Raw genomic sequence first — 26,103 nt, forward strand, 5'->3', positions numbered from 1 at the left:
TAGCACAAGCGCGCTCTAGGTGGATCACCGTGCGCCTCAGAACCGACGACGTGCCGGCATCTCCTGCACATGCTTCATCTCCGCCGCGGATGCCGGAGCCGAACTCAGGCGGCGTGCAAGTCGCGCCGTCCACGGGCTGGCCGTCGCGCCATGGGCAAAGACGCTGACGAGGATTGTCCACACCGCTACCGAGAACACGGTGTCAGCAACGGAGCCACTCAGCTCATCGAACACTAAGAGAGCGAACAGAATCGAGGCGAGCCCTCGTGGCCCGAACCATCCGATGAAGAGCCGCGTCTCGAAGCGGGTACCCGACCACGCCAGCGCCAGGAGAACGGGCACCATGCGCACCACCGTCAGCGACAGCGCCACATAGAGCGCAATCTGCCACGTAAGCGAGGTGAGGATGGGCGCTGCGAGCACTGCTCCGAAAACCAAGAACGTGATCGAGCTGAGCAACTCCCCCTCGTCTTCAGTGAAGTCTTGAACATCCTCGCAGTGGTCGCGAGCAACCGCACTAAACGCGAGACCGGCCACGAACGCGGCAATAAACCCATTGCCGCCAACAACACCGGCGCTCGCAAACGCTGCGACAGCGATGGCAATGGTCGCCAGCTGGCGGTAAATGCCGTCAACAAATCCGGCGCTCGACGCTCGGCTCAACAACCACCCGCCAAGTACTCCGACAACCCCACCGAAGATGACCCCGAACCCAATTTGCTGAGCCGCGAACAGACCCCAGCTCTCGCCCGAAGCGGCTCCCGTTTCGGTGGCGGCAATCGCCAGAAAGACTGTGACAACCGGAACCATGATTCCGTCGTTCAGGCCACTCTCTACGTTGAGGGCCTGCCGAAGGCGAACCGGCAACCGTTTATCGCTGACGACCGCTTGGCCGAGCGCAGCATCCGTCGGCGCCAGAATCGCGGCGATGAGAGCAGCCTCGATGAAGGTGAGCTCGCCAAAGAGCGCCGCCGCGGCGACTGCCCCGAGCACAATCGTGAGCGGCAGGCCGATACCCAACAAGCGCAGGGGAAGAAAGATCTGCTTGCGCAACGCTCGCAGATCGATGCGTACCGCATCCGTGAAGAGCACTAAGACGAGGGTGGCCTCGACGAGGATCGAGACGACCTCGCTCTTGAGGTCGAGCTGAAACCACCGCGCACCCACAACACCCAACAGGATGCCCACAGCCGTAAAGACCATCGGCGCGGTCACGGGAGACAGCGCCAGCTTGCGCGACACCATCGCGAAGGCGAACACCACGAGGGCAACGATCACGAGTTCGGTCATGGTTCCTCCACTGCAGAACGAAGCGCGGCATGCCCCGTAGCCACGCACAACCGCTGCGCGACACCGGGGTGGCTCAAGGCTACGGGAATGCGGCACGAATACCCGCGGTTGCACCGGTGGGCCGAACCCGTCGCGCCTCCGACTTTCAGAAACGACTCATGAGCAGCCAGATTCCTCGCCGCCGCGTGCTGTTGCGCGACCTCAGCAGCCCCCGCGATGTGATCTCCCACATCAGCCCCAACTGGTTTGCCTCCGTTATGGGCACGGGCATCGTCGCGAACGCTGCCGCAACGCTTCCCCTAATCGCTCCGCAACTCCACGTGTTTGCGAGCACCGTCTGGGTGATCGCGACTGTCTTGCTCCTGGGGCTTATCGCCGCGAGCGCAGCGCACTGGATCGCCCACCGGGAGGTTGCGCTTTCGCACCACCGGCATCCGGCAATGGTTCACTTCTATGGTGCGCCGCCGCTGGCGATTCTGACCATCGGCGCAGGTGCATTGCTCTTCGGCCCCGACATCGTGGGGGCGGATGCCGCGCTCACCGTCGCACTGATCTTGTGGTCAATCGGCACCGTGCTTGGCCTTGCCACCGCCGTGATTGTCCCGTTCTTGACCTTCACGTCGTCATCCGGCACAGATCAATCGCCGTTCGGAGGCTGGATCATGCCCGTGGTCCCTCCCCTGGTCTCGGCAGCAGCCGGAGCACCGCTCATCCCATACCTGCCTGAGGGCGAGGCACGGTTGACGATGCTGATCGCCTGCTACGCGATGTTCGGGCTCAGCATGATCGCCACCGCGGTGATCCTCCCGCTGATCTGGGGACGACTCGCACGACACAACATCGGCAACTCCGCTGCGGTACCGACCCTCTGGATTGTGCTTGGCCCACTCGGCCAGTCCATTACGGCCGCAATTGTTCTTGGAGCGGTCGCCCCCTCCGCGGTGTCTGCTGAGCTCGCCGAGGCCCTCAGTTTCTTCGGGTTCATCTACGGCGTCCCCACACTAGGTTTTGCACTCCTCTGGACGGCGCTAGCAATCGCCATGACCGTGCACACCGCCCGCCGCGGCTTGCCGTTCAGCCTCACGTGGTGGTCGTTCACCTTCCCCGTGGGCAACATGGTGGTTGCGCTGAGCGTACTCGCCGTGGCTACCGGTTCCGCGGTGCTCGAGGTGATGGCACTCGTGAGCTTCGTAGCTCTTGTGGGAGCCTGGGTACTCGTAGCGCTGCGCACCTTTGCGGGGAGCGTCATCCGGGGCACATTGTTCTTGGCTCCGCCGGTAGTCGGCGATGCGACAGCCGTTGCAGCGCCTGCCACTCCGGCGGCGTGAGAATCGCAATTGTTACGCATCTCACAAATCTGAGCAGGTTTGTTAGCACGAGGCGCACACCGACGCCCGCAATCTATGACTAGGGTTATTCAGGCACCCGCCTATTCAGGCAGGGCTCTTCACAGTTCGCAGACAAAGGAAAGGAGCGTCGCGTGTCGACTCTCACTTTGACCCTCGGCCGGCCCACGCTCGCCGACACCGTCTTTTCTCGTAGCCTCGCCACTGACATCACGCTCGTTGCCGCCGGCGCCGCTCTGACTGCTGTAATGGCCCAGGTTGTTGTCCCGCTGTACCCCGTACCGATCACGGGCCAGACACTCGCGGTACTGCTTGTTGGTGCTTCGCTTGGTGCGACGCGTGGTGCGATCTCGATGACGCTGTATGCGCTGCTCGGCTTGGTTGGACTCCCCGTCTTCAGCGAAGCTTCTTCCGGAGTCAGCGTTCTTGCTGGCACCACCGGCGGCTACATCATCGGCTTCATCTTTGCTGCCGGCTTCACCGGCTGGCTTGCTCAGCGCGACTGGGACAAGAAGTTCCTCGGCGCTGCGCTCTCGTTCCTCGGTGGCACGGTTGTCACCTTCGCGTTCGGCCTCACGTGGCTTGCCATCGTGACCGGTGGAACACTCGAGCAGGTTCTCGCGTGGGGTCTCTACCCCTTCATCATCGGTGGACTCATCAAGGCTGGTATTGCCGCAGCCGTGATCCCCACCACGTGGAAGATCGCCACGAAGTTCTCGCGCAAGCAGGACTAACGCACGCTCCTTCAGTTTCACTAACCGGGTCGGTTTTGCTCAGGCAAACCGGCCCGGTTTTTTGCCCAGTTGGACTTAATGTACTCAGTTCAACAATAATTGAGTGTCTCGCACCCGAGCAGCATTCCTCCCCCACAAAAGGATCCACGTGAACGCGCCCCGCATCCTGTTCCTCCCCCTCTCGATAGCGGCCAGCGCCGCACTGCTTGCCGGCTGCACAGCGGCCAGCGAACCGGCTGCTGAGCCCGTTGACGGCGGCACGCTCGTGTACGCGACCGGGGATGCTGAGCCCGGCTGCCTCGACCCGCACGTCGGCGGCAACTACCCGCAGGGACTCATCAGCACCCAGTACCTCGAATCGCTCGTCTCGAAGAACAGCGACGGCGAGATCATCCCGTGGCTCGCCACCGACTGGATCGAGAGCGAAGACGGCCTCACGTGGGACTTCACTCTGCGTGACGATGTGAACTTCACCGACGGCACCCCCTTTAATGCTGAGGCCGTCAAAGCGAACATCGAGCACTTGAAAGACCCCGACACCGCTTCCTCAACGGGCTACCTCGCCGTGGGCAAGATCGACGGCATCGAAGCCGTCGCCGCCGATCAGGTGCGCTTCACCCTGTCGGCGCCAGACAGCGCGCTACTCGAATCGTTCTCGCAGCCGTGGGTGAGCATCCAGTCCCCTACCGCGCTCGAACGCGACCAAGCCACCAACTGTGAGAGCCCTGTGGGAACCGGACCCTTCATCGTGACCGATTGGGTCAAGCAGCAGTCGATCACCCTCGAACGCAATGAGGACTACAACTCGGCTCCCGCTGATGCCGAGCACACCGGTGCGGCCCGTCTCGACGCTATTGAGTGGCGCTTCATTCCGGATGCCGCCACCCGCTATGCCGCCCTCCAGTCGGGCGATGTCGACGTGATTGATAACGCGCAACCCAACAACATCTCGTCCGCCGCCGACGTGGCCACGATCGAAGAACTCGATGCACCGCGCCCCGGCGCCGCCAACCGCATCGAACTGAACTCGGGCAAGGCACCGTTCGACGACATCCGGGTGCGCGAAGCCTTCATCCGGTCTGTGGATGTAAACCCTGGAATCGAGAGCTTGTTCTTTGGAACGGCCGAGCGTTCGTATTCGGTGCTCTCGAGCGTCGAAGCCGCGGGCACCTCGACCCCTGACGTGTTCACCACCGACCCGGAGGCAGCTAAGACCCTGCTCGACGAGGCAGGCTGGGACACGATCGACTCCGACGGGTACCGCACGAAAGACGGCGAGCGCCTGAGCCTGACGTTCCCGATCAGCACAAACCAGTCGATCCCCGCTGAGCAGTCACTGTTTGAGCAGATTCAGGCTTCCGCTAAGGACGTCGGTTTTGAGGTCATTCTGCAGCCGACAGATTTGTCGTCCTGGTATGGCGCTCTGTTCACGAACGAGTACAACCTCGTGAGCGCTCCGTACACGAAGGTCGGCGCTGACGTGCTGCGCATCCTGTACCACTCCGATTCGATCATTCCGGCGCCGAGCGGCTACTACGCGAACCTGGCCCAGCTGAGCGACCCCGCCCTCGATGCCCTCCTCACGACGGCCAGCGAAACATCGGATGCCAGCGAGCGCCAAGACCTGTACGCCGAGGCTCAGTCGATCATTGTTGACGGTTTCTATGTTCTGCCCCTCTATGACCAGCAGAACCACTACCTCTACAGCACGAATGTTGAGGGATTCCGGGCGTTGCCTCCCGTGGCAGCGCCAACGTTCTACGATGCGTGGTTGAGTAACTAGAGGAACGCCCTCTGTGACGGTTTCGACTGACGCTCCTGCAGTAGCGAGTGTCTCCACCCCAGCGACCCGATTGCGGTCGCTGGGGTGGATCGCGCGCCGCGTTGGCGGCGGTGTGTTTGTGCTGTGGGCTGTTGCGACGGTCATTTTCTTTGCTCTGCGTCTGATTCCGGGCGATCCGGTGGATGCGATTCTGGGTGGGCCGGGTTCGCAAGCGTCTGCCGAAGCGGTGGCTCAGATTCGCGCCGATTATGGTCTCGACCAGCCGCTGATCGTTCAGTATTTTCTGGCGATGGGCAAGCTTGCGGTCGCCGACTTCGGCACGTCATACGCGCTCAAGGTGGCAGTGGCTCCTTATGTACTGACGCAACTCTGGTCAACGCTCGTGCTCACGCTGGCCTCCCTCGTAGTGGCCTGGCTTGGCGCCCTTGCCCTCACGCTGGCTACGAGCGGTCGCGGTCGCGTTGCGCGCGCGTTGGGGTCCGGGCTCGAACTCTTGGCGGCTGCCGTTCCCCATTTTTGGTTGGCATCGCTGCTCATCATTCTGCTGAGCAATACGTTGCACTGGCTTCCCCCGATTAGCGTCCCCGGCCCCCTCGGTCTTGTTCTGCCCGTGCTCACCCTTGCTCTGCCCCTCACCGGCTTCCTCGGCCAAGTGATGCGCGAATCCCTCACCAACGCCTGCGAACAGCCCTTCGTGCTCTCGGCGCGGGCACGCGGCGAAAGCGAATGGGGTGTGCGACTTCGTCACGTGCTGCGCCACGCAGCCCTTCCCGGCATCTCCCTCTCCGGCTGGGCCTTCGGCTCGCTCCTGAGCGGCGCCGTTGTCGTCGAGACAATCTTCGCGCGGCCGGGCCTCGGCAGAACCCTCCTCAGTGCCGTCACCATCCGTGACATTCCCGTCGTCACCGCCGTCGCCCTGCTCTCGGCACTGACCTTCATCATCGTCACGATCGCAACGGATGTCGTTGACCGCATCGTGGACCCTCGCGTTACGGAGGTGGCAGCACGATGACCGAAATCTTGGCTGGCCGCCTCTCGCAGCCTGCACGGCGCGCTCCCGGCATCCGAGGCCGCGGCGGGTGGCTGCGCAACACGGGCGTCATCATCGCTCTGGCCGTGCTTGCGCTTATTCTGACTGCTGCTCTCGCACCGCAGCTCATCACGACCGCTGACCCGGATGCCGTCGCCCCTGCCGAGGCCTTCCAATCACCATCGGCTGCCCACTTTTTCGGCACCGATGAATCCGGTCGCGACGTGTACACCCGCGTCGTTTTCGGCGCCGGAAACTCCCTCCTCATCGGAATCGCCGCCACCGCGGTCGGGCTTGGCCTTGCGCTCATTCTCGGCCTGCTGGGCGGTCTCGGCAGCAAACTCGGCGACTTCGTCAGCACCCGCATCGTCGAGGTCATGTTTGCTCTTCCCGGCCTGCTGCTCGCGCTCGTCTTCATCGCGATCGCCGGGCCCGGCGTGGTCACCTCGACCGTGGCGGTTGGCCTCTCAACCGCGCCCGGCTACGCCCGCATCATCCGCAGCCAACTGCGGAGTGTTCGCAACGCCAGCTACGTGGAGGCAGCGACCGTTCTCGGCCATTCGCGGGCGCGCGTCGTGTGGCAACACATTCTGCCCGGCGCACTCTCCCCCATCTTTGTGCTCGGCACCCTTGGCGTTGGTCAAGCCATCGTGTGGGCGTCGTCGCTCGGTTTCCTCGGGCTCGGTGTCGCCCCGCCCGCCGCCGAATGGGGCGCCATGCTCTCGAGCGGCCGCACCTACATCGACGTCGCCTGGTGGCTCACGGTCTTCCCCGGTCTCGCCATCGTCGCGACCGCCGCATCGTTCACCGTGCTCGGCCGCGCCCTCAACGCCCGCACCCGCCAGGAGGCCCGCGGATGACCGCCACCCCGCTCCTGCGTGTGAGCAACCTCAGCGTGCACTTCGACCGCGCCGCCCGCCCGACCGTCGATGGCGTGAGCTTCGATGTAGCCGCTGGCGAATGCCTCGCCATTGTCGGAGAGTCGGGATCAGGCAAGAGCGTCACAGCCCGTTCCCTGCTCGGGCTTGCGCCCGCCGGAGCCCACGTGAGCTTCAGCGAGTTGAGTCTGGCGGGAGAAAGCCTTCCGGCACCCGGTGCTCGACGGTGGCGAACGATTCGCGGAGCATCCATTGGGCTGGTGTTGCAGGATGCGCTCGTGTCACTCGACCCGCTGCGCCCGGTCGGCCGCGAAATCGATGATGTGCTGCGGCTACACACCATCCTCAGCCAGCGCGAGCGTCAGGCTCGTGTGCTGGAGCTGCTGGATGCCGTGGGCATTCCCGATCCTGCGCTGCGAGCCCGGCAACGCTCCGGCGAACTCTCGGGCGGGCTGCGCCAACGCGCCCTCATCGCTGCCGGAATCGCGGCCGGCCCTGCCCTCATCATCGCCGACGAGCCCACCACCGCTCTCGATGTCACGGTGCAAGCGCGCGTGCTCGACTTGCTGTCGTCGTTGCGCAACAACGGCACCGCCATGATCCTCATCACCCACGATTTGGCCGTTGTCTCTCGCGTCGCCGACCGTGTGGCCGTAATGAGCGAAGGCCGCATTGTGGAAACCGGTGAAACGAAGGCCTTGCTGCGCGCGCCGGCGACAGTGCCGACCCAGCAGTTGCTCGCAGCCATTCCGGTTGACGTGCCGCGCGGTATTCCTCTGACGCTGCCATCGGACGCCGAAGCCGTCACTCTCCCCGACACTTCCGCGAGCGCCGGAGCTGCTGCCACGGCTACCGCCGCTACCGCCGCCGCTTCCTCGCTACCGGCGCTCGAACTGCGCGGTGTATCTCGCCGCTATCCCACCCCACACGGGGCGGCAATTCAAGCGCTCGACAACGTTTCTCTCACCCTCGCTTCCGGCACCACTCTGGGCCTTGTCGGCCAGTCTGGCTCCGGCAAAACCACCATCGCGCGCATCGCCCTTGGCCTGGAGACAGCGGACAGCGGCGAAGTGCTGCTCGCCGGCCAGGAGTGGGGGTCGCTGAGTGCCCGCGAGCGCCGACCGCTGCGTCCAACGCTGGGTGCGATCTATCAGGATGCCTTGAGCTCCTTCGATCCTCGCTTGAGCGTCGAGCGCATCCTCACCGATGCGTTGAGCGCTGGAGCATCCGCGAACCACCAGTCACTGACGACGCCAGATGAACTACTCGATGCTGTCGGTCTGCCTCGCGCGGTGAAGAACCGTCGCCCGCTGCTCTTATCGGGCGGCCAGCGCCAGCGGGTGGCAATTGCTCGCGCGCTCGCGCCGGGGCCGCAGACGATCCTCTGCGACGAGCCGGTGTCGTCACTGGATGTTTCCACTCAGGCTCGCGTGCTGAATCTGCTCGACGAGCTGCAGCGCCACCTTCACCTCAGCTATCTCTTCATCTCTCACGACCTTGGGGTGATTCGCCACATGAGCGATCGGGTGGCCGTCATCAACGAGGGCCGCATTGTGGAGACGGGCCCGACGGATGAAATCTTTATCGCACCACAGCATCCGTATACCCGGTCGTTAATTGCGGCTCTCCCGCGAGTGAGAGGATGATGCGGTGACACCTCCCCGCACTCCCACCCGTGGTCGCCCACCCGCTGCGTCCCGCGAACTCCTGCAAGAGGCTGCCTTCGAGTTGTTTATCGAGAACGGCTACACCGGCACCACCGTCGATCAGATCGCTACCCGTGCCGGGGTGAGCCGCAATACGTTCTTCAACTATTTCGACGCTAAAGGCGAAGTATTTTGGGTCGAGCTGGATGCCGCGACCGAGCGGCTAAGGGCGGCGCTGGCTGATCAGCAGACAGACACCGGCGACGCGACATCCGCCCCGCTCTCTATCCGTCAGGCGATGCTGCGTTCGCTGGCCGAGCTGGAATCGCGCCACGTGCCTTTTGTGCTCACCCAGTACGACCTGATTGGTAGCGCGACGGAACTGCAGGCGTCAGCAATGAGCCGCTTTGCGACGCAGGCTCGCCTACTGAGTGGCTTCCTCGAGCGCCACGGGGTGGATGCGGCGACCGCGCGCACGCAGGCCTACGCTCTCATCGCATGTGTCGTCTCGGCTGCGCAAGAGTGGGCCAATGCCGGTCCACAGCGCGGACGGCTCGAACCCTTCGTGAACCGTGCGTTCGACACCGCGCTGGCACCTCTCTCACCACACGATCGCTGAGCTGCGCGGTTGCTGAGATCCTCTCGACAGGGTCGAAGCGCGGGGTTAGGCTTCAGCCACGCTGGACTGCTTGCATGATCCCCCATCTTGGAGCTAAGCCATGAGTGACGATCAACCAACCAAACGTTTCGATGCGCAGAATGGTGACGCGCCCACGGTGCGGTTTGAGCCGGCGGGAGCAGCACCACCTCCGGGTGGCGGTGAGCCTCCGGTCGGGACTCCGCTCGATCCTCCGTCATCGCCGGAACCCAAGTCGCGCAAGCTGCTCATCATCTTGTCGATCATTGGCGGGGTGCTGCTGATCGCAGTCGTCATCATGCTGACGTTGCTGTTCTCTCGCGGGTCTGGTGGCGACGTCACGCCAGTGCCAACGGAAAGCCCTTCGGCCACACCGAGCGAGACTCCCACACCCAGCGCTTCTGCCACGGAGGATGCAGAGCCGACTGCTGAGCCGACGACTGCTCCGCCGCCCGCAACTGCGAGTCCGTCCTTCGCCACCTTCAGCGCGCCCACCAGTGCAAACTGCACCGCTGCGAACCCCACAAGTCAGCTCACTTTTGCCTGGAGCAGCGCCAACGCAACCCTGGCGTGGTTTGGGGTGCGCACCACCAACGCGAAGGAGGAGCCGTATGAAGAGGTTCCCACCACCGCGACGTACACCTTCGACTACCAGTGCAGCAATGAGACTGAGATTTACACGGTGACGCTCGAGGATGCGGCGGGAAACCTCACCCACAAAACGGTCACAGTGACAAAGAACTAGACGTCCTCGCGCGGCGCAACCTCATGCGACGCCGTCCGTTACGATTGGTACTACACCTCACACTCAGGCACCTCTTCTTTGACTCGGTGCCGCACATATCGAACCGGAGAAATTATGTCGTCGAGCGTTCCCGAAAAGCCTGCCCTAGAAGGCCTCGAAGACAAATGGGCTCCCGTGTGGGAGAACGAAGGCACCTACCGGTTCGATCGCCAGAAGGCGCTCACCGATGGTTCTGGCTGCGTATTCTCGGTCGACACTCCCCCGCCGACGGCATCCGGAAGCCTGCACATTGGCCACGTCTTCAGCTACACCCACATGGACTTGGTTACTCGCTTCCAGCGCATGCGTGGCAAGGAGATTTTCTACCCGATGGGGTGGGATGACAATGGTCTGCCCACCGAGCGTCGGGTTCAGAACTACTACGGTGTGCGCTGCGACCCCACGCTCCCCTATGACGAAGGCTTCGAGCCTCCTCAGCAGGGTGGCGAAGGCAAGTCAACAAAGGCTGCCGCGCAGTTGCCCATTTCTCGTCGCAACTTCGTTCAGTTGTGCGAGACGCTGACCGCCGAAGACGAGAAGCAGTTCGAAGACCTCTGGCGCCAGCTTGGTTTGAGCGTTGACTGGAACCTCACCTACCGCACCATCGGTGACGACGCTCAGCGTGCTGCTCAGCGTGCATTCTTGCGCAACCTTGACCGTGGCGAGGCCTACCAGGCGTTCGCTCCGACGTTGTGGGATGTCACGTTCCGCACCGCTGTTGCGCAGGCCGAGCTCGAAGACAAAGAGCAGCCTGCCGCCTACCACCGTCTTGCTTTCCACCAGGCGGATGGCGACGACATCCACATTGAGACGACGCGCCCCGAGCTTCTACCGGCGTGTGTTGCGCTCGTGGCTCACCCCGATGACGAGCGTTACAAGCACCTCTTCGGCACGATGGTCACGACGCCGATCTTCGGTGTTGAGGTTCCGATCCTGGCCCACCACCTTGCTCAGCAAGACAAGGGTTCCGGAATCGCGATGATTTGCACCTTCGGTGATGTCACTGACGTTGTCTGGTGGCGCGAGCTCGATCTGCCGAACCGCACCATCATCGGTGCCGACGGTCGTATCATTGCCGACGCCCCCGATGTCATCGTGGGCGACGCCGCTCAGGCTGCCTATGCAGAACTCGCGGGCAAGACGGTCTTCAGCGCGAAGGCCGCCATGGTCGCTCTGCTCAAGGAGTCTGGCGAAATGATCGGCGACGCGAAGCCGATTCAGCACCAGGTGAAGTTCTTCGAAAAGGGCGACAAGCCTCTCGAGATCATTTCGACGCGCCAGTGGTACATCACTAATGGTGCCCGCGATGAGAAGCTGCGCAGCCGCCTTCTTGAGGCCGGTAAGCAGATCAACTTCACCCCCGACCACATGCGTGTTCGCTACGACAACTGGGTTGGTGGCCTCACGGGCGACTGGCTCATTTCGCGCCAGCGCTTCTTCGGTGTGCCGATCCCCGTCTGGTACGAGCTCGATGCCGACGGCGAAAAGGGTGCCCCGATCGTCCCCAGCGAAGCTTCGCTGCCGATCGACCCGTCCTCAGACACTGCTCCCGGCTACACGGAAGACCAGCGTGGTGTTCCCGGTGGCTTCGAGGGCGAACTCGACATCATGGACACTTGGGCGACCTCGTCGTTGACCCCGCAGATTGCTGGTGGTTGGGAGACCGACCCCGAGCTCTTCGACGTGGTCTTCCCCTACTCGCTGCGCAGTCAGGGCCAAGACATCATTCGTACGTGGTTGTTCTCGACCGCGCTGCGCTCCGAACTCGAGCACGGAACGGTGCCGTGGAAGAACGCCGGCATCTCCGGCTTCATCGTCGACCCCGACCGCAAGAAGATGTCGAAGTCGAAGGGCAACGTTGTTACGCCTAAGGGCATGCTCGATGACCACGGTTCGGATGCGGTTCGCTACTGGGCAGCATCCAGTCGCCTCGGTACTGACGCGGCGTTTGACCCGCAGAACCCGAAGCAGATCAAGATCGGTCGCCGACTCGCGATCAAGGTCCTGAACGCGTCGAAGTTCGTTTACTCGTTCCCGGCGCCCACTGTTGCTGCGGGCTCGACTGCCGTCGTTACCGAAGCGCTCGACCTCGAAATGCTCGCCGAGCTAGCGTCGGTCGTTGACCAGGCCACCACGGCTCTGGAAAACTTCGATCACGCCAAGGCACTTGAAACCACCGAGAAGTTCTTCTGGACCTTCTGCGACGACTACCTCGAGCTCGTGAAGGAACGTGCCTATGGCGCCGGAACTCCCGAAGCCCAGGCAAGTGCCAACCGTGCGTTGCACACCGCCATCGACGTGTTCTTGCGTCTCTTCGCGCCCTACCTCCCCTTCGCTACCGAAGAGGTCTGGCGCTGGACGCACGACACCTCAGTGCACTCCGCGTCGTGGCCGACCGCCGACGAACTCGGTGTTACGGCAGAGCCGAGCGGGCTGTTCCACGCGGTTAGCCAAGCGCTCATCAGCATCCGTCGCGCTAAAACAGACGCGAAGGCTTCGCAGAAGACTGAAGTGACCTCGGCTACCCTCGCGGGCCCAGCCCTGATCGCTGCCGCCATCGACGATTTGAAGGCTGTGGGCCGCATCCACGACCTCACGATTGTTGAAGCGGAAGAGATTGAGGTTCGCGACATCGTTTTGGTTGAGGCAGCCCCCGAAGCTTCGGCCTAAAGTCCGGCAAAGGGTTCGGCGTCGAGTTCGGCGTCGAACCCCAAAACCGCGTATTGTTGAGTAAATGACGAACTCAGAGAAGCCTTCGTACACCGTTCGCGATATTCAAGAAGCCGATTTCGAAGTCTGGAAAGATCACTTCGTCAATTACGGAGTTTTCTACGAAACCGAGTTCACCGATGCCATCGTTCAGGGTGTCTGGGAATGGCTCATGGATGACTCAGCACAACTCAACGCAGTCGTTGCTGTAGCTCCTGAGGGCGCTCCCGATCCCGGACTTGTGTGTGCCTTTGGTCTCTACCGTCGCCTGCCCGACACGTTCACTGCTTCGTGGGGTTGGTTCATGGATGACCTTTACGTTGACCCTGAGCACCGTGGCGCCGGAGTTGCCGGAACGATCATCGATGACATCGCTGCCCGTGCAGCAGAAGATGGTGGCGGAAAGCTCCGCTGGATCACCAACAAAGAGAATGACAGCGCGAAGCGCCTCTACGACAAGGTCGCGGACCGCACGTCGTGGATCTTGTACGAAAAGAGCGTGTAGTGCAGCTCGGCACACGATGGTCGGTCGGCGCAGCGGTGCCCGAACGTCTTTCCGCAGAAATGCGCGAAGCGATTGCCGGCGTTGAAGCGGATGTCGCTCACCTCGATACGAGCGCGTGGCGTTGGACGCTCACCTGGCTTGAATCGCGCCCGGTCGCAGAACTGGACGATGGCACCACCGTTCGCCAAGGTGCCGATGGCAGCGTTTCCGTTGAAGAAGCTGCTTCCTAAGGCACCTAGCTCCTAGCCACATTGATTGTTGCCCGCTCCGCGCCAGTGCTTACGCACTCGTCAGCCCGGAGCGAGCAACACCTGGTCTTGTGGATAGTTGAGCACCACAATCGCCCCAGATGTTTAGCGTCGTAGTATGCGCCAACCGAATCTTCTACGACTGTCGATTGGCGCCCTCCTCCTCGCCACGTTGAGCGGCTGCGTGCCCTCCGACGCGAGTACCGCACCTGCGCCAACCTCAACCTTCGTCGCGCCCTACGCGACCGACGAAGAAGCACTGGCTGCGGCTGAAGAGGCTTATGCGGAATATCTACGAGTTATCAACTTCCACCTCAACGAGAGCGTCATCGACGAAGACCTTCTGGCTACGGTGGCGGTCGGGGACGAATACGCAGGATTAGTTGAGTCTCACACTCGGCTTGCGGAAGCGGGCACGCGAAGCGTTGGCGAGGTGAAGTTCGACGATGCGAAACTTCAGCGCTACTCGACAGATGGTTCGCTCCACGAACTACTCGTGGTTTACGTGTGCGAAGACCTCTCGGACGTTTATCTTGTCAACCCTGACGGCACGCGAGTTACCGAAGAGGCCTTCTCGACCGAACTCGCTCAAATTACGTTCGATTATTCTGAGTCCGTTAATTCACTACTCGTCTCGGACCGAGAACCTTGGGGAGAAAAGTGCTGACGAAACTTTTTCTTCTTTCAGTAGCCCTATTGCTCGGAGCAGGCGGGCTGAGCGGCCCACTTCAAACCTCATCCCCTGATTGCACTCTCGCCGGCAAGCTCTCCGGGTCGTGTCCTCAAGCTGGTGTCAACGAAGAAACCGTGCAGCTAGGAGCTACGCGCGAGCAGCCAGGCTCAGGCGACGGGAACTACGACTCCGGCTACGAGGCTGACGGCGTCGCCTACATTCCCGTCGACGATGAGCTCGACAGCGTTGAGGAAGCCTGGTGCGACATTCAGCGCCTTGAATGCGTGCCGTGGACTCCCCCGGCCGAGGACGCTGATGGAGACACTGGGCCGATCACCATCTCCGACATCGCGACCTTCCGCCCTCGACCCCCCGCCGCCGGCATACAACCTAACCAGTGGATGATCGTCGGCCTCGACACCAACTTCTACGCAAACGCATCCGCCCACGTCGTAGACGGCACTCTCTTCGGCGGCACCGCCCAAGTCAGATTCACGCCCTCCTCCTACAACTGGGACTACGGCGACGGCAGCACCGCAACCACTAGCAACCCCGGCAAAACCTGGGCCAAATACCGGATCACCGAGTTCGATCCGACACCCACCAGCCACGTCTTCGAAGAACCCGGCAATTACACCATCACCCTCGCCGTCACCTATGCCGCCGAATACCGTGTCGCCGGCAGCAGTTGGCAGAACGTCGTCGGCACCCTCACCATCGTCGCGCCACCCCTCACCGCCACAGCAGGGCACGCCACCACAGTCCTCGTTGACCAAGACTGCATCGCCAACCCCACCGGAATCGGCTGCTAAACGCGCGCCAGGATCTCCCCGTGCGGCATCGCCATCCATCCCTCAGCCGAATCAGCCCACTCACGCCACGCACTGCTGATCTGCTGCAACACATCCTGCGTCGCCAACGACTTGTTCAGAGCGTCCTCGGCGAAGGCCGATTCCAGCACTCGCGCCTCCCACATGCTGCCCCACCACTCCCGGTCGACTCCGTCGGAAAAGTTCCAGATCGATGCCGACGTAGTGACGTCAGCCAATCCCGCCTGCAGAGCCCACGACTTCAGCCGCCGGCCCGCATTCGGCTCTCCCCCATTGCTGCGGTGTACGGCGTCGTACACATCAGCCCAGACCTTCAGCCCCGGCAACTCGGGAAAGCAAATGGTGCCCGCATAATCCACATCACGCACCGCAATGAGCCCACCCGGCTTGGCAACCCGCTTCATCTCCACAAGAGCCGCAACAGGATCGCCCAAATGCTGCAGAGTCTGATGCGAATGCACGAGATCGAAACTGTTGTCATCGAACGGCAGCGCATACGCATCACCCACGATGAAGCTCAGGTTGTCGGCAGTGAAAGCCGACGCTTTTTCGATCGCTGCGGGAGCGGCATCCAGCCCCACAACACGGCCAGGAGCGAGCCGCTCCGCAAACTCAGCAGTGATCGTGCCCGGCCCACACCCGATATCGAGCAACGAGAGCCCCGCCTCAAGGTGGGGCTCGAAGTACGCGGCCGAGTTAGCGATCGTGCGCCACGTGTGAGACTTCAAAACACTTTCGTGATGGCCGTGGGTATATCGCTCGCTCGTCATCTTCCGAGAATAGGGTAGATGAATGACCAATCCTTTCTTTGAGCCCAGCACCCTGCCGTTCGGCATGCCACCCTTTGCCGACATCGAAGATGAGCACTTCGCGCCCGCCTTCGACAAAGGCATGGCAGAGCAGCTCGCAGAGATTGAAGCGATCACCTCGCAGCCAGACACGCCCACGTTCGAGAACACGATGATCCCGCTTGAAAAGAGCGGTCAGCTGCTCAACCGAGTCGCCACCGTGTTCTTCAACAAGACGTCCGCCGACGGCGATGCAGCCTCGGATGCACTCGAAGAAGTCATCGCTCCCCAACTTGCCGCGCACAATGACGCCATCAGCCTCAACAGCGCGCTCTACGAACGCATCCGCAGCATCAATGAAGGACTCGACGACACCGAGTTGGATGCCGAAGCTCGCTACCTTGTTGAGCGCTATTTCACCGAGTTCACCCTTGCCGGTGCCGGCCTCTCCGAAGATGCCAAAGCGACCTTGCGCGACTACAACTCACGGCTATCGACCCTCACCACGAAGTTCGAAAAGAACCTGCTTGCCGACACCAACGATCTTGCGATCGTGGTTGACAGCATCCAGGAACTTGATGGTCTTGAACCGTCAGAGATTTCTGCGGCTGCCAGTGCAGCCAACGATCGTGGACTCACGGGCAAATACCTCATCACTCTGATTCTGCCCACGAACCAGCCGCACCTCTCGGTGTTGAAGAACGCCGACGTTCGGGGCCGTGTTTTGGCAGCATCGCGCTCGCGCGGCATCCGCGGTGGCACGTTCGATAACCGCGAGCTCGTGCTCGAGATTGCGAAGGTGCGTTCGCAGCGTGCAGCCCTTCTCGGCTACGAAAGCCACGCCGCTTGGGTCACCGCCGATGAGACCGCCCAGACGCCGCAGCGAGTCGCTGACATGCTCGGCAAGCTCGCTCCGGCCGCGGCACGCAACGCGCGAGAGGAACATGCCGCGTTGGAGAAGCTTGCGGGCGCTGAGGTAACCGCAGCTGACTGGGCGTTCTATGCCGAGAAGGTGCGGGCCGAGCAGTACAACGTCGACACCACCCAGATGCGTCCCTACTTTGAGGCCGAGCGCGTGCTGCGCGACGGAGTGTTCTTTGCGGCGACCCAGCTGTACGGCGTTACCTTCACCGAACGTCGCGACCTGCCGGCGTACCACCCCGACGTGCGCGTCTTCGAGGTCACGAACGAGGATGGCAGCGAGGTCGGCCTCTACACTCTCGATCTCTACACGCGCGACTCCAAGCGCGGCGGAGCGTGGATGAACTCGCTCATCTCGCAGTCGGACCTCCTCGGGCATCCGGTGATCGTCACCAACAATCTCAATGTGCCGAAGCCTGCTGCTGGCGAAACGACGCTCCTCACCTATGACGAGGTCAACACGCTGTTCCACGAGTTTGGCCACGCCCTGCACGGCCTGTTCGCTCGCGTGACGTACCCGAAGTTTGCGGGAACCAACACCTACCGCGACTTTGTTGAGTTCCCCAGCCAAGTCAACGAAATGTGGATGCTCTGGCCCGAGGTTCTCGACAACTACGCCAAGCACTACGAAACAGGCGAACCGATGCCGCGCGAGATTGTGGAGCGCATTCAGGCCAGCGCCGCGTTCAATGAGGGGTTCCTCACGAGCGAATACCTCGCTGCCGCCCTCATCGACCAGGCTTGGCACCGCATCACTGCCGATGACGACGTGACGGATGTGGCGGCCTTCGAAGCACAAGCGCTGGCCGAGGTCGGGCTCAACAACCCCGCGGTGCCGCCCCGGTACTCGAGCACCTACTTTCAGCACATCTTCGCGAACTCAGCCTATGACGCCGGCTACTACTCCTACATTTGGAGTGAAGTGTTGGACGCCGACACGGTCGAGTGGTTCACCGAAAACGGTGGGCTCACCCGTGCCAACGGCGACCGCTTCCGTTCGCGACTCCTCGGTGTGGGCGGCTCGAAGAACCCGCTCGAGGCGTTCCGCGATTTCCGCGGCCGTGACGCCGAATTGCAGCCTTTGTTGAACCGTCGCGGGCTGAACTAGCCACCGCAGCACCGCTACTGCGCCGGGCGCCCCAAGTGGGCGCCCAGTCACGCCAGAAACGCGGCAGCCTTTTCGGAGACTGCCGCGTTTTTTGCACCACAACCGCGAGAATTCAAGGGACGTATTGTCCGAAACTCCTACCAAAACCGCACGTGTGGACGATTTATTGTGCTCGCTCCACAAAAATTGGTGAAAACCTTTCGCGAACCCCCTGTAGTCGTGCACAATAGTGCGGGTCGCGCTTGTCGCGCCCCCTCAGTCTTAGACGTCGCCTAGCACGGTGTCCTGAGGGCGATCTCTTCGCAGCTTCCCCCGAATTCGGCTGCGATGCATTTGCCCGGTGCGATCGCCCTCAGGAACACCACTTCAGGTCTCGTTCGCGAACGTAAACTTCAGACGTTCCCAGGCCTCAGCGCGCACATACACAGGCACCTGCTCCCACGGCACTGCGCGAGTATCGACGCTGCCGCCTTCAACCCGTTCGCCAGTGAACGCGTACACCCAGTCACCACGAGGAAGAGTCGCCGTGTGATCGGTGGCGCCCTCGTCAGTCACGGGCGATACGAGAATGTCGCGCCCGAGCATCCACTGCAACGGTTGCCCCCAAAGGCGCTCGTCGTCAGGCCAGTCGAAGAACAGCGGCCGCATGACGTTCGTACCAGCAGAAACGGCCCACTCACTTTCGGCGGTGAGGTACGGCACGAGACGTTCACGCAGTTCGACGATGCTGCGACTCATCTCGAGAACGCGTGCATCCCCTGATTGCTCGGCGATGTTCCAGGGGGTTCGGTCACGACTCGGCGATCGGTGGTGATTGAACTCCGAGTGGTACTGCATAATCGGCACGAAGGCCGCGGCAGCGAGTGAACGAACGTAGAGCTCTGCCGTGGGCACGTCGCCACTGAAACCAGCGAGATCCCAGCCCCAGTAGAGGATGCCGCACGCGCTCGCATTGAGCCCGGCAAACAGCGACCAGCGGAAGGCATCCCACGTAGAGTTCTCATCTCCGGCCCAGAAGGCACCGTGCGCTTGTGATCCGGTGTACCCCGCGCGCGAGAACGTCACTGGCGCTTTGCCTGCACTCTTGAGTAGATCGCCGTAGGCACGGGCATAGTGAACCGGGAAGGTGTTGTTCTTTTCGTCACCACGGCGGCCATCCTGATAGTGAAGTTCGGAACCCCACGCATGCTCGCCACCGTCAGTTTTGAAACCGTCAACACCCAGATCCTCGACGAGGTAACGACGTTTCTCCGTCCACCACTGAGCTGAACGATCGTCGGTGAGGTCAGGCATCAGTGACAGCGGAAACCACCAACCGCGATTGCGGTACGGCTTGAGCGCACCGCGCGGCGTCTCATCCTGAATCAGCACGTTCTCTCGCTGCGCTGCCTCGGCGTCGAACCGAGCTTGACCCACGGGATGGGGGCGCATCTTGATGAGCGGAATCTGCCACAGCAGCACGCGCACATCGCGATCATGCAACTCGTCGATCATGCCTTTCGGGTCAGGCCAGGCACCTTCTGCGGGAAAACTGAAGTCGTTGAGCCTCAGCGGCCCACCGTTCGCATTCGGCGCATACTGCGCATCCCGCCACACCGTGAAGGTGCTCTCATCGCTCCACGCCTCAATAACCACAGACCCGACCGGGATGCCGTGCTCCCGATGCGCATCCATCTGACGCATGACCTCGGCTTGAGTGTTCCATTCGTTGCCGCTCGCCCACAAACGGTGAACCCAGCTCGGCAACACTTCGGGACGGCCGACCTCAGCGAGAAACTGATCGAGCACCGTCGCCGGAGTTCCCGCATAGCCACCAACCGACAGCACGTCGGATGCGTCGCTGGGCGAATCAACCTCGGATTCGATCCACAACATCCCGGCATCGCTGTCGGCTACGTCAAACCACACACGTCTGCTGGTGCGCACATGGAAACCCCAACCGCGTCCCCCAATAACGTGAGCAAACGGCATCGGCAGATACGTCTTGCGTTCCGCACCCTGAGACTTGTACTGCTCGAAAACAACCGAATCAAGGCGTGCACCGCGCTGGTCGAGGGCATCAAAACGTTCGCCGAACCCGGAGACGTGCTCACGCTCATCGAGCCGCAGCGCGAACCGAACCCGGTGGATGCGTTCGCCGTCGTCGAGAACAGTGGTGCTGCCGGCGACAAGGCCAACCGCCTCGTCAGCGGCGACGATCGAATCAGGCGCAGTGCGCCATCCGGCCACTCGCACGTCGAACCACCGAGTGGACTGCGATCGCGGGGCCGCCGTTGGGCCACCGACGAACCGATAGCGATACTGCGCCGCTGCGGTGAGTGCAGAAACATCAACAGCGAATCCGGTGCTCGCTCGTGCCAGTTTCGCTTGCGCCGACGCGAGGTGTCCGCCGTCGACGGCTTGGCCCCGCGAGCGCTGCTGCACTCGTTCGAGGGCGAAGTCGGTGACCGACTCTCCGTCGTCCCATTCGAGAGTGACAACGTCGACATCCGCTGTTGCACGAACTCCCAGGCGCAGAGCTTCGCCGGCAATCGGAAGGGCGGGGTGACGCTGCTCAGTGTCAACTGAGTACGGATGCCCCGAGCCCAGTGGTCTATGTCTCAGCACTAGTCGGTCTCGCTTTCATTTCCGTGACGGGCTTCGGTGGTGGCTAACGACGCCATCGGGGGTGCGGGCGGCACGTACACGCCAATCTCGACGGCGAGGCGAACGTACATCGCGTGGCTCCAGAGCAGCGGTGTGGCCACGCTCCCCCAGCGTTCACGCCATTCCGCGACTCGGCTGGGGTCAAGCAGGTGATCGTCGACCTGCTCGGGCAGGAAATTATCTGTGGTCACGGTCTCCGCCGCCCACTGCAGCTGGCTACGTGCGCGTGCAGTGTTGCCTCCGGCTGCGAAGGCCAAGCCGAGCATGCAACTCAGTAGTGGCCATTGGCCCCCGCCGTAGAACGTGTCGCCGAGGTAGCGGTGCACACCGCCGTCGACGGTGAGGTCGTGGTCGATCTGGGCTACGGTCGCCCTGGCAAGGGTCCGTGAGCCGTCGACAACCGCCAGCGGAGAGATGAGGGCAGCAAGGGAGCCGTCTACGGCATCCGATCCCAGCCATTTGACGAGGTGGTCGTCACGAACACCGTCCGTCTCGATCAGTTCGCGAGCAGCACTCGCTGCAGCTCTGGCACGGGTGGCGACGTCGACCGAGAGCACCTCAGTGGATGCCGCAGCACTCAGCCCGGCAATGACGCAGCCGAGCGTTGAAACGTGACGTTCGGTCTCAAACTCTTCCCACCAGTCGAAGCAGGGGCGCTCCCACGTCGCGAGCAGATAGCGGACGGAAAGCTCAATGCCTTCACGCCACCGATCGAGATCGAGATCGTGTCGTTGAGCATGGGCTACGACCGCCCACACCCATGTGCCGTAGCCGTCGGTTTGAAAGTCCCACCAGTCGTCGTCGCCCTCGGCGCCATCGAAGGTGAAACGGGTAGCAAGCATCTGGGAGTTGTCGAGCGGAGTGCCCGCCGCTTCGGCTCGCTCGATGGTCTCGATCTGGCCCCGCCGAGCGATAAGGATGCTCGCACACCAGTCGAAGAATCGTGATGCGGAATCGATCGCGTTGGCGCTCGACATTCCATCAGCGATGAAGGCGCCGTCGCGGAACCAGGAGTAGCCGGTGTACGCCGAAAAGGTGGGGCTCGCAGGGTACGCACCGCTGGGGTGCTGCAGTGCCGAGATCAGCTCGACGCTGTGCGCTGCGAGAGACGCGAGGGACTTGTCGTCCGGGCGTGAAGTCATGAAGTGCCCTCCTGGGCCAGCTGGGAGGGAGGCCCACCCCGCGTGAACGGGATGAGCCTCACTCGGGAGACGTGCTATCCGATTACTGCGTTGATGCGTTCTTCAGCACTGGCCAGAGCGTCAGCGACTGACTTGCGCCCGGCTTGTGCTTCGATCAGTTCCTCGGTCACGATGTCTTGCATCTCTTGCTGGCCGTTCTCGACGAGCGGGGTGAGCGCAATCGAGTCGAGCGAGTCAAAGACCGCCTGACGGTTAGCCGGGGTGTCCTTGGTGAGGTAGACGGCGAGCTGATCTTCGTCACTTGTCGGCGGCAGTTCCCAACCGCTGTCGAGACGGACATCGATCATTGTCTGGGACGACGTCAAGAACTCTGCAAACGCCGTCGCTTCGGCAATATGGTCGGATGCTGCTGACACACCTACCGCGTTGGAGAACACTGCGCTGGCCTGTTGGGTATTTCCGGGCTCTACGGCAATGTCCCACGTGAATGGTGCGTCGGCGAGTGCGCCGAAGACCCAAATGCCGGAGTGCATCATGCCGAGCTTGCCCTCGAGGAACAGGTTGGTGTCGAAGTCTGCTGTGCCCTGTCCCTCTTCAATCGTGGGCATCACCGTGCCGCTCTTGTCGGTGAGCCACTCGGCTGCCTCGATGCCCGCGGGCGTGTTGAACGCTACGGAGGTTCCGTCGTCGCTCAAGAACGATGCACCGTTCTGGTCGAGCACTTTGTAGAACTCGTAGAACGACACAGGCTGGTGGTCGCCCCAGGTTCCGCTAGCGGAATCGGTGAGAGCGTCAGCAGCTGCCTGTTCGTCAGCCCAGGTCCAGTCACTCGTCGGGTAGTCGAGTCCGGCCGCATCGAAGAGATCAGCGTTGTAATAGAGCACAACATCGGAGAACGAACTGGGTAGTCCATAGCTCGTGCCATCAACGGCATAGGCGTCGATGAGCGACTCACGGTATGACTCGGGGTTAGTCACTTCGAGAGGGGCGAGCGAACCGCTCGATGCCAATTGTGGGAAGAAGTCGTAGTTGGTGTCTACGACATCCGCCACTGTTCCGGCCGCGAGGTCTGTTTGCAAGGTCGTGAAGTAGTCACCGTAGGGAAGCGTGGTGATGTCAACGGTGATGGTGGGGTTCTCCGCCTCGAACGCATCAACAATCGTCTGCAGGTTGTCTTCGTTTCCGCCGGCAGAGGTGAAGTTCGAGTAGGTGATGGTGACGGGGCCGTCTTCGCTGGCGGGCTCGGAGGCGCACGCACTCAAGAGCAGTGCTGAGACGCCGACGATTCCTCCCGCAGCAAGTAGTGAACGTTTCATGCTAGATATCTCCTTTGATGTCACGTGATGATTGGATCTCTGGTGTCCCGGGGCCTTACTTGATCCCTGAGCTTGCGACGCCCTGAATGATGTACTTTTGGGCGAAAATGTAGAGCGCGAGCATCGGCAATATGCTCACGATCGAGCCGGCCATCACGACGTCCCACGCGGTCGTGTATTGACCTTGAAGTCCCGCTAGAGCGATCGGCAGGGTCTGCAACTCGGGTGAGCGCAGCACGACGAGTGGCCACAAAAACGCGTTCCAGCTGCTCATGAAGGCGAACACAGTGAGGGTGGCGAGAGCCGGCCGGATGTTGGGGAGAATGATTTGCGTGAACACCCGAAAGTGACCGGCGCCGTCGAGCTTCGCGGCCTCGTCGAGTTCCCGCGGAACCTGGTTCACGGCCTGGCGAAGCAAGAAGATTCCGAATGCGCTCGCAAATGTCGGGAGCAGCGCACCGAGGTACGTGTTGAGCAATCCGAATGCTTTGAGCTCAGCAAACAGCGGCACGATGAGCACTTGCAGCGGAATCATCATCGTCGCGAGGTAGACCGCGAAGATAACGCCGCGGCCGCGGAATGGCAGTCGACTAAACGCATACGCTGCGGTGGCGCTCGTGAAGAGTTGCGCCAGCGTGGTCACGAGGGCGAGCCCGACGCTGTTCGCAACAACTCGGCCGAAGGGACGCTCAGTAAACAGCGTTCGGTACGCCTCGAATGATGGGTTTTCCGGCCACAACTGTGGAGCGATGGAGAATCCAGCGCCCGGAGTGATCGAGGTGATGAACGTCCACAGAAAGGGGAAGAACATCGCGATCGCGCCAGCAATGACGACAACATGCAAGACGATCATCCTGGGGCGAGTGCGCGGCGATTTAGCCATAGTGAACCCACCTCTTTTGTCCAATAATTTGAATCACAGTGACCGCGAGGATCACGATAAAGAGCAACCACGAGAGGGCGGATGCTTCGCCCGCAGCGCCATAGCGGAACGTGAGGTCGTAAATCTGCTGCACGACCACTTGCGTAGATCCGCCCGGTCCGCCACCCGTCATTGCATAGACCTGGTCGAAGACTTGGAAGCCGTTGATGAGTGAAATCACCACGACGAAGAACGTGCTGGGGCTCAGCATCGGAATCGTGACGTTCCGGAATCGGCTCCAGGCGCCAGCACCGTCCACCTTGGCGGCGTCATACAGATCAGGGTTAATCGTCTGCAGCCCCGCCAGCAGAATCACCATCACGAAGCCGAGGTCTTTCCACGAGCTGGCAAGGATGATCGAGATCATTGCCCAGTCGGGGTCTGTCCACCAACCGGGGCCATCAATGCCGAACCAGCCAAGCGCGAGGTTGACGACACCGTTGTTGGGGTTGAGAAGCCAGCGCCACACGATGGCCACGGCAATCCAACTCGTGACAACCGGCAGAAAGTAGATTCCCCGCCAGAGGGACCGACCCTTCAGGGCTTGATTGAGTGCGAGCGCTAGCGCCAATCCGCCGATGTAGACGAGGGGAAGGTATCCGGCGATGTAACCGATTGTGTGGAGGAAGACTTCCCCGGTGCGTTCGTCGGCGAGGAGTGAACGATAGTTCTCCCATCCGATGAATTCCATGGGAGTGATGAGATTCCACTCGGTGAAGCTAATCCAAGCGGCCGCAACCATGGGTCCAAGCACGAAGAGAGTCAGTGGGATGGCACTCGGCAGCAAGAAGGCGAGCACTGTCAGTACATAGCCTGCACTGGCGCGCGGCTTTTTCCTGCTTCGTGGCGCACGCGACGGTGGGGGCACCGTTGGCGCGTGGAGGGCGGTCGGCAGAACCATCAGGAATTCTCCTGCGGAGACGCCTGCTGCACAAGACGCTGACGGACCAGGTCGCCTTGCTCGCCGGCGATGCCTTCGGCGTCGAACGGAGTCGCGAGCACGAGAGTCGCAGCGCCCTGCGCCCAGCTGGCGTCTTGCCAGGTCTCAACCGCAACGGGAACACCGCGCCGAGCAGGCATGAGCGCAGCACGGAAGGCCGGCTCAAAGCCATAGGACCAGTGCCCCCAGTCTGCAGTGCCCTCCCCCAGCAGGATCACAATCTCAGGGTCAAGAACATGCACGAGACCCGCAATTGCTCGACCAAGCAGGTGCCCGGCCTCGCCGAAGACAGCGATGGCGTCGGCATTGCCTCGATCTGCCGCGTCGCGAAGTGCCGCAATTCCCGCTCCGGGAGCGATGATCTCGCGATTGCGCGCCGTCGCGACAAGTGCGCCCTCTGAGACAAAGGTCTCGAGGCATCCGGTGTTTCCGCACGTGCAGCGGGGACCGCTGTCGCGCACGGGAATATGACCGATCTCTCCCGCGCCGCCGCCAAAGCCACGGACGATGAGACCGTCGATCACGATTGCGGCGCCGATTCCCGTTCCGATCGTCACGGCAAGAAAGTTGCGGTGACGACGGCCGAGGCCGTAAAGACGCTCCGCCATCGCGAGAGCGTTCACGTTGTTTTCGACGAGTACTGGCAACCCCAGCTCCCGACGCAGCGTGGCCCCGATCGGCACGTTGTTCCACTTCAGCTGGGTGGAACTCACCACTCCGGCGGCTTGCGAATCAACAGAGCCGGGAACACCGACGCCAATGCCGAGGAGCGGTGCCGACGAGCCGCCAGCGATGAACGAGCGAAGCAGCCCAGCAAGTGTCATGAGCATCGTGGTGGCTGACGCGTCGAACGGTTCGCTCGCCGTCCGCAGCACGATGCCATCGATTCCGACCTCGACGAAAGCCACATGATCGGAGGCCACCTTCACGCCAACCGCGCGCCCTGCGCTGGAGACGAGGCCGAGCATCCGCGCCGGTCGTCCGCCCTGTGACGGCTGGTGCTCAAGCTCCCGCAAGAGGCCGTCGTGGAGCAAGTCTTTGGTGAGTTGCGTCATGAGGGCCGGTGAAAGGCTCAGCGTGCGAGCAAGCTCAGCACGGGATGCCGGACCGTGTGCACCCAGGTGAGCAAGGATTGCTGACCGGTTTACATCGGTACGTGCCATCGGACGAATCGCCATTGGTTCCCCTTAGTTCAGGACTAAACAAACCATAGAATTAAGTGCGGGT

At 62.1% G+C, this 26,103-nt stretch carries 22 protein-coding genes; 14 read left to right on the forward strand and 8 right to left on the reverse strand.

Features of this window, described 5'->3' with window-relative positions:
• Positions 1–36: 36 nt before the first annotated feature.
• On the reverse strand, positions 37–1,290 hold the full coding sequence (locus ACWFSR_RS08815) for a cation:proton antiporter (protein WP_197109803.1): 1,254 nt from the start codon (positions 1,288–1,290) through the stop codon (positions 37–39).
• Between the two features lie 158 nt (positions 1,291–1,448).
• On the opposite strand from ACWFSR_RS08815, the gene ACWFSR_RS08820 reads away from it, so the two are divergent.
• The 13 genes from ACWFSR_RS08820 (at position 1,449) to ACWFSR_RS08880 (ending at position 15,075) form a co-directional block, all read left to right on the forward strand.
• Positions 1,449–2,618 (forward strand): TDT family transporter, encoded by a 1,170-nt coding sequence (locus ACWFSR_RS08820; RefSeq protein ID WP_447522192.1) that lies wholly within the window; start codon positions 1,449–1,451, stop codon positions 2,616–2,618.
• Positions 2,619–2,770: 152 nt separating this feature from the next.
• Complete coding sequence (locus ACWFSR_RS08825) at positions 2,771–3,370, forward strand: biotin transporter BioY (RefSeq protein ID WP_197105891.1); 600 nt, start codon at positions 2,771–2,773, stop codon at positions 3,368–3,370.
• 148 nt (positions 3,371–3,518) lie between these two features.
• On the forward strand, positions 3,519–5,153 hold the full coding sequence (locus ACWFSR_RS08830) for an ABC transporter substrate-binding protein (RefSeq protein WP_447522193.1): 1,635 nt from the start codon (positions 3,519–3,521) through the stop codon (positions 5,151–5,153).
• A gap of 13 nt (positions 5,154–5,166) precedes the next feature.
• Positions 5,167–6,165 (forward strand): ABC transporter permease, encoded by a 999-nt coding sequence (locus ACWFSR_RS08835; RefSeq protein ID WP_447522194.1) that lies wholly within the window; start codon positions 5,167–5,169, stop codon positions 6,163–6,165.
• Positions 6,162–7,043, forward strand: coding sequence for an ABC transporter permease (locus ACWFSR_RS08840; protein WP_447522195.1), 882 nt, complete (start codon positions 6,162–6,164; stop codon positions 7,041–7,043). The genes ACWFSR_RS08835 and ACWFSR_RS08840 overlap by 4 nt, the downstream gene beginning before the upstream one ends.
• Positions 7,040–8,707 carry a nickel ABC transporter ATP-binding protein NikE gene (nikE, locus tag ACWFSR_RS08845; protein ID WP_447522196.1) on the forward strand — a complete coding sequence of 556 codons (1,668 nt, stop codon included), beginning with the start codon at positions 7,040–7,042 and terminating at the stop codon, positions 8,705–8,707. The genes ACWFSR_RS08840 and nikE overlap by 4 nt, the downstream gene beginning before the upstream one ends.
• Before the next feature lie 4 nt (positions 8,708–8,711).
• On the forward strand, positions 8,712–9,326 hold the full coding sequence (locus ACWFSR_RS08850) for a TetR/AcrR family transcriptional regulator (protein ID WP_447522197.1): 615 nt from the start codon (positions 8,712–8,714) through the stop codon (positions 9,324–9,326).
• Positions 9,327–9,426: 100 nt separating this feature from the next.
• Entirely contained in the window at positions 9,427–10,089 is a 663-nt protein-coding gene (locus ACWFSR_RS08855; RefSeq protein ID WP_447522198.1) for a hypothetical protein, read from the forward strand.
• A 114-nt stretch (positions 10,090–10,203) separates the two neighbouring features.
• Entirely contained in the window at positions 10,204–12,798 is a 2,595-nt protein-coding gene (valS, locus tag ACWFSR_RS08860; protein WP_447522199.1) for a valine--tRNA ligase, read from the forward strand.
• Positions 12,799–12,862: 64 nt separating this feature from the next.
• Positions 12,863–13,342 carry a GNAT family N-acetyltransferase gene (locus ACWFSR_RS08865; RefSeq protein WP_197105899.1) on the forward strand — a complete coding sequence of 160 codons (480 nt, stop codon included), beginning with the start codon at positions 12,863–12,865 and terminating at the stop codon, positions 13,340–13,342.
• Positions 13,342–13,572 carry a hypothetical protein gene (locus tag ACWFSR_RS08870; RefSeq protein ID WP_197105900.1) on the forward strand — a complete coding sequence of 77 codons (231 nt, stop codon included), beginning with the start codon at positions 13,342–13,344 and terminating at the stop codon, positions 13,570–13,572. The genes ACWFSR_RS08865 and ACWFSR_RS08870 overlap by 1 nt, the downstream gene beginning before the upstream one ends.
• A 136-nt stretch (positions 13,573–13,708) precedes the next feature.
• Positions 13,709–14,257, forward strand: coding sequence for a hypothetical protein (locus ACWFSR_RS08875; RefSeq protein WP_447522200.1), 549 nt, complete (start codon positions 13,709–13,711; stop codon positions 14,255–14,257).
• A 140-nt stretch (positions 14,258–14,397) separates the two neighbouring features.
• Positions 14,398–15,075, forward strand: coding sequence for a PKD domain-containing protein (locus ACWFSR_RS08880; RefSeq protein ID WP_447522201.1), 678 nt, complete (start codon positions 14,398–14,400; stop codon positions 15,073–15,075).
• Here ACWFSR_RS08880 and ACWFSR_RS08885 read toward each other — a convergent pair.
• The gene (locus tag ACWFSR_RS08885; protein ID WP_447522202.1) at positions 15,072–15,863 is read right to left on the reverse strand and encodes a class I SAM-dependent methyltransferase; all 792 of its coding nucleotides are present in this window, start codon (positions 15,861–15,863) and stop codon (positions 15,072–15,074) included. The two genes, ACWFSR_RS08880 and ACWFSR_RS08885, sit on opposite strands and share 4 nt — an antisense overlap.
• Before the next feature lie 22 nt (positions 15,864–15,885).
• On the opposite strand from ACWFSR_RS08885, the gene ACWFSR_RS08890 reads away from it, so the two are divergent.
• Positions 15,886–17,910, forward strand: coding sequence for a M3 family metallopeptidase (locus tag ACWFSR_RS08890; protein ID WP_447522203.1), 2,025 nt, complete (start codon positions 15,886–15,888; stop codon positions 17,908–17,910).
• A 366-nt stretch (positions 17,911–18,276) separates the two neighbouring features.
• On the opposite strand, the gene ACWFSR_RS08895 is transcribed toward ACWFSR_RS08890, so the two are convergent.
• The 6 genes from ACWFSR_RS08895 to ACWFSR_RS08920 all read right to left on the reverse strand — a co-directional run bounded on the left by ACWFSR_RS08895 (position 18,277) and on the right by ACWFSR_RS08920 (position 26,054).
• Entirely contained in the window at positions 18,277–20,517 is a 2,241-nt protein-coding gene (locus ACWFSR_RS08895; RefSeq protein WP_447522204.1) for a glycoside hydrolase family 31 protein, read from the reverse strand.
• A complete protein-coding gene (locus tag ACWFSR_RS08900; RefSeq protein WP_447522205.1) occupies positions 20,517–21,698 on the reverse strand; it encodes a glycoside hydrolase family 15 protein in 1,182 nt (393 codons plus the stop codon). The genes ACWFSR_RS08895 and ACWFSR_RS08900 overlap by 1 nt, the downstream gene beginning before the upstream one ends.
• Before the next feature lie 74 nt (positions 21,699–21,772).
• On the reverse strand, positions 21,773–23,014 hold the full coding sequence (locus tag ACWFSR_RS08905) for an ABC transporter substrate-binding protein (protein ID WP_197109789.1): 1,242 nt from the start codon (positions 23,012–23,014) through the stop codon (positions 21,773–21,775).
• Between the two features lie 55 nt (positions 23,015–23,069).
• Entirely contained in the window at positions 23,070–23,897 is an 828-nt protein-coding gene (locus ACWFSR_RS08910; RefSeq protein ID WP_197105907.1) for a carbohydrate ABC transporter permease, read from the reverse strand.
• Positions 23,890–24,837: a carbohydrate ABC transporter permease gene (locus ACWFSR_RS08915; protein ID WP_197109788.1), complete on the reverse strand. Its 948-nt coding sequence runs from the start codon at positions 24,835–24,837 to the stop codon at positions 23,890–23,892. Before ACWFSR_RS08915 ends, ACWFSR_RS08910 begins: the two co-directional genes overlap by 8 nt.
• Positions 24,837–26,054, reverse strand: coding sequence for an ROK family transcriptional regulator (locus ACWFSR_RS08920; protein ID WP_197105909.1), 1,218 nt, complete (start codon positions 26,052–26,054; stop codon positions 24,837–24,839). The genes ACWFSR_RS08915 and ACWFSR_RS08920 overlap by 1 nt, the downstream gene beginning before the upstream one ends.
• Positions 26,055–26,103: the final 49 nt, after the last annotated feature.

It is taken from the genome of Salinibacterium sp. NYA9b (genome assembly GCF_976973725.1).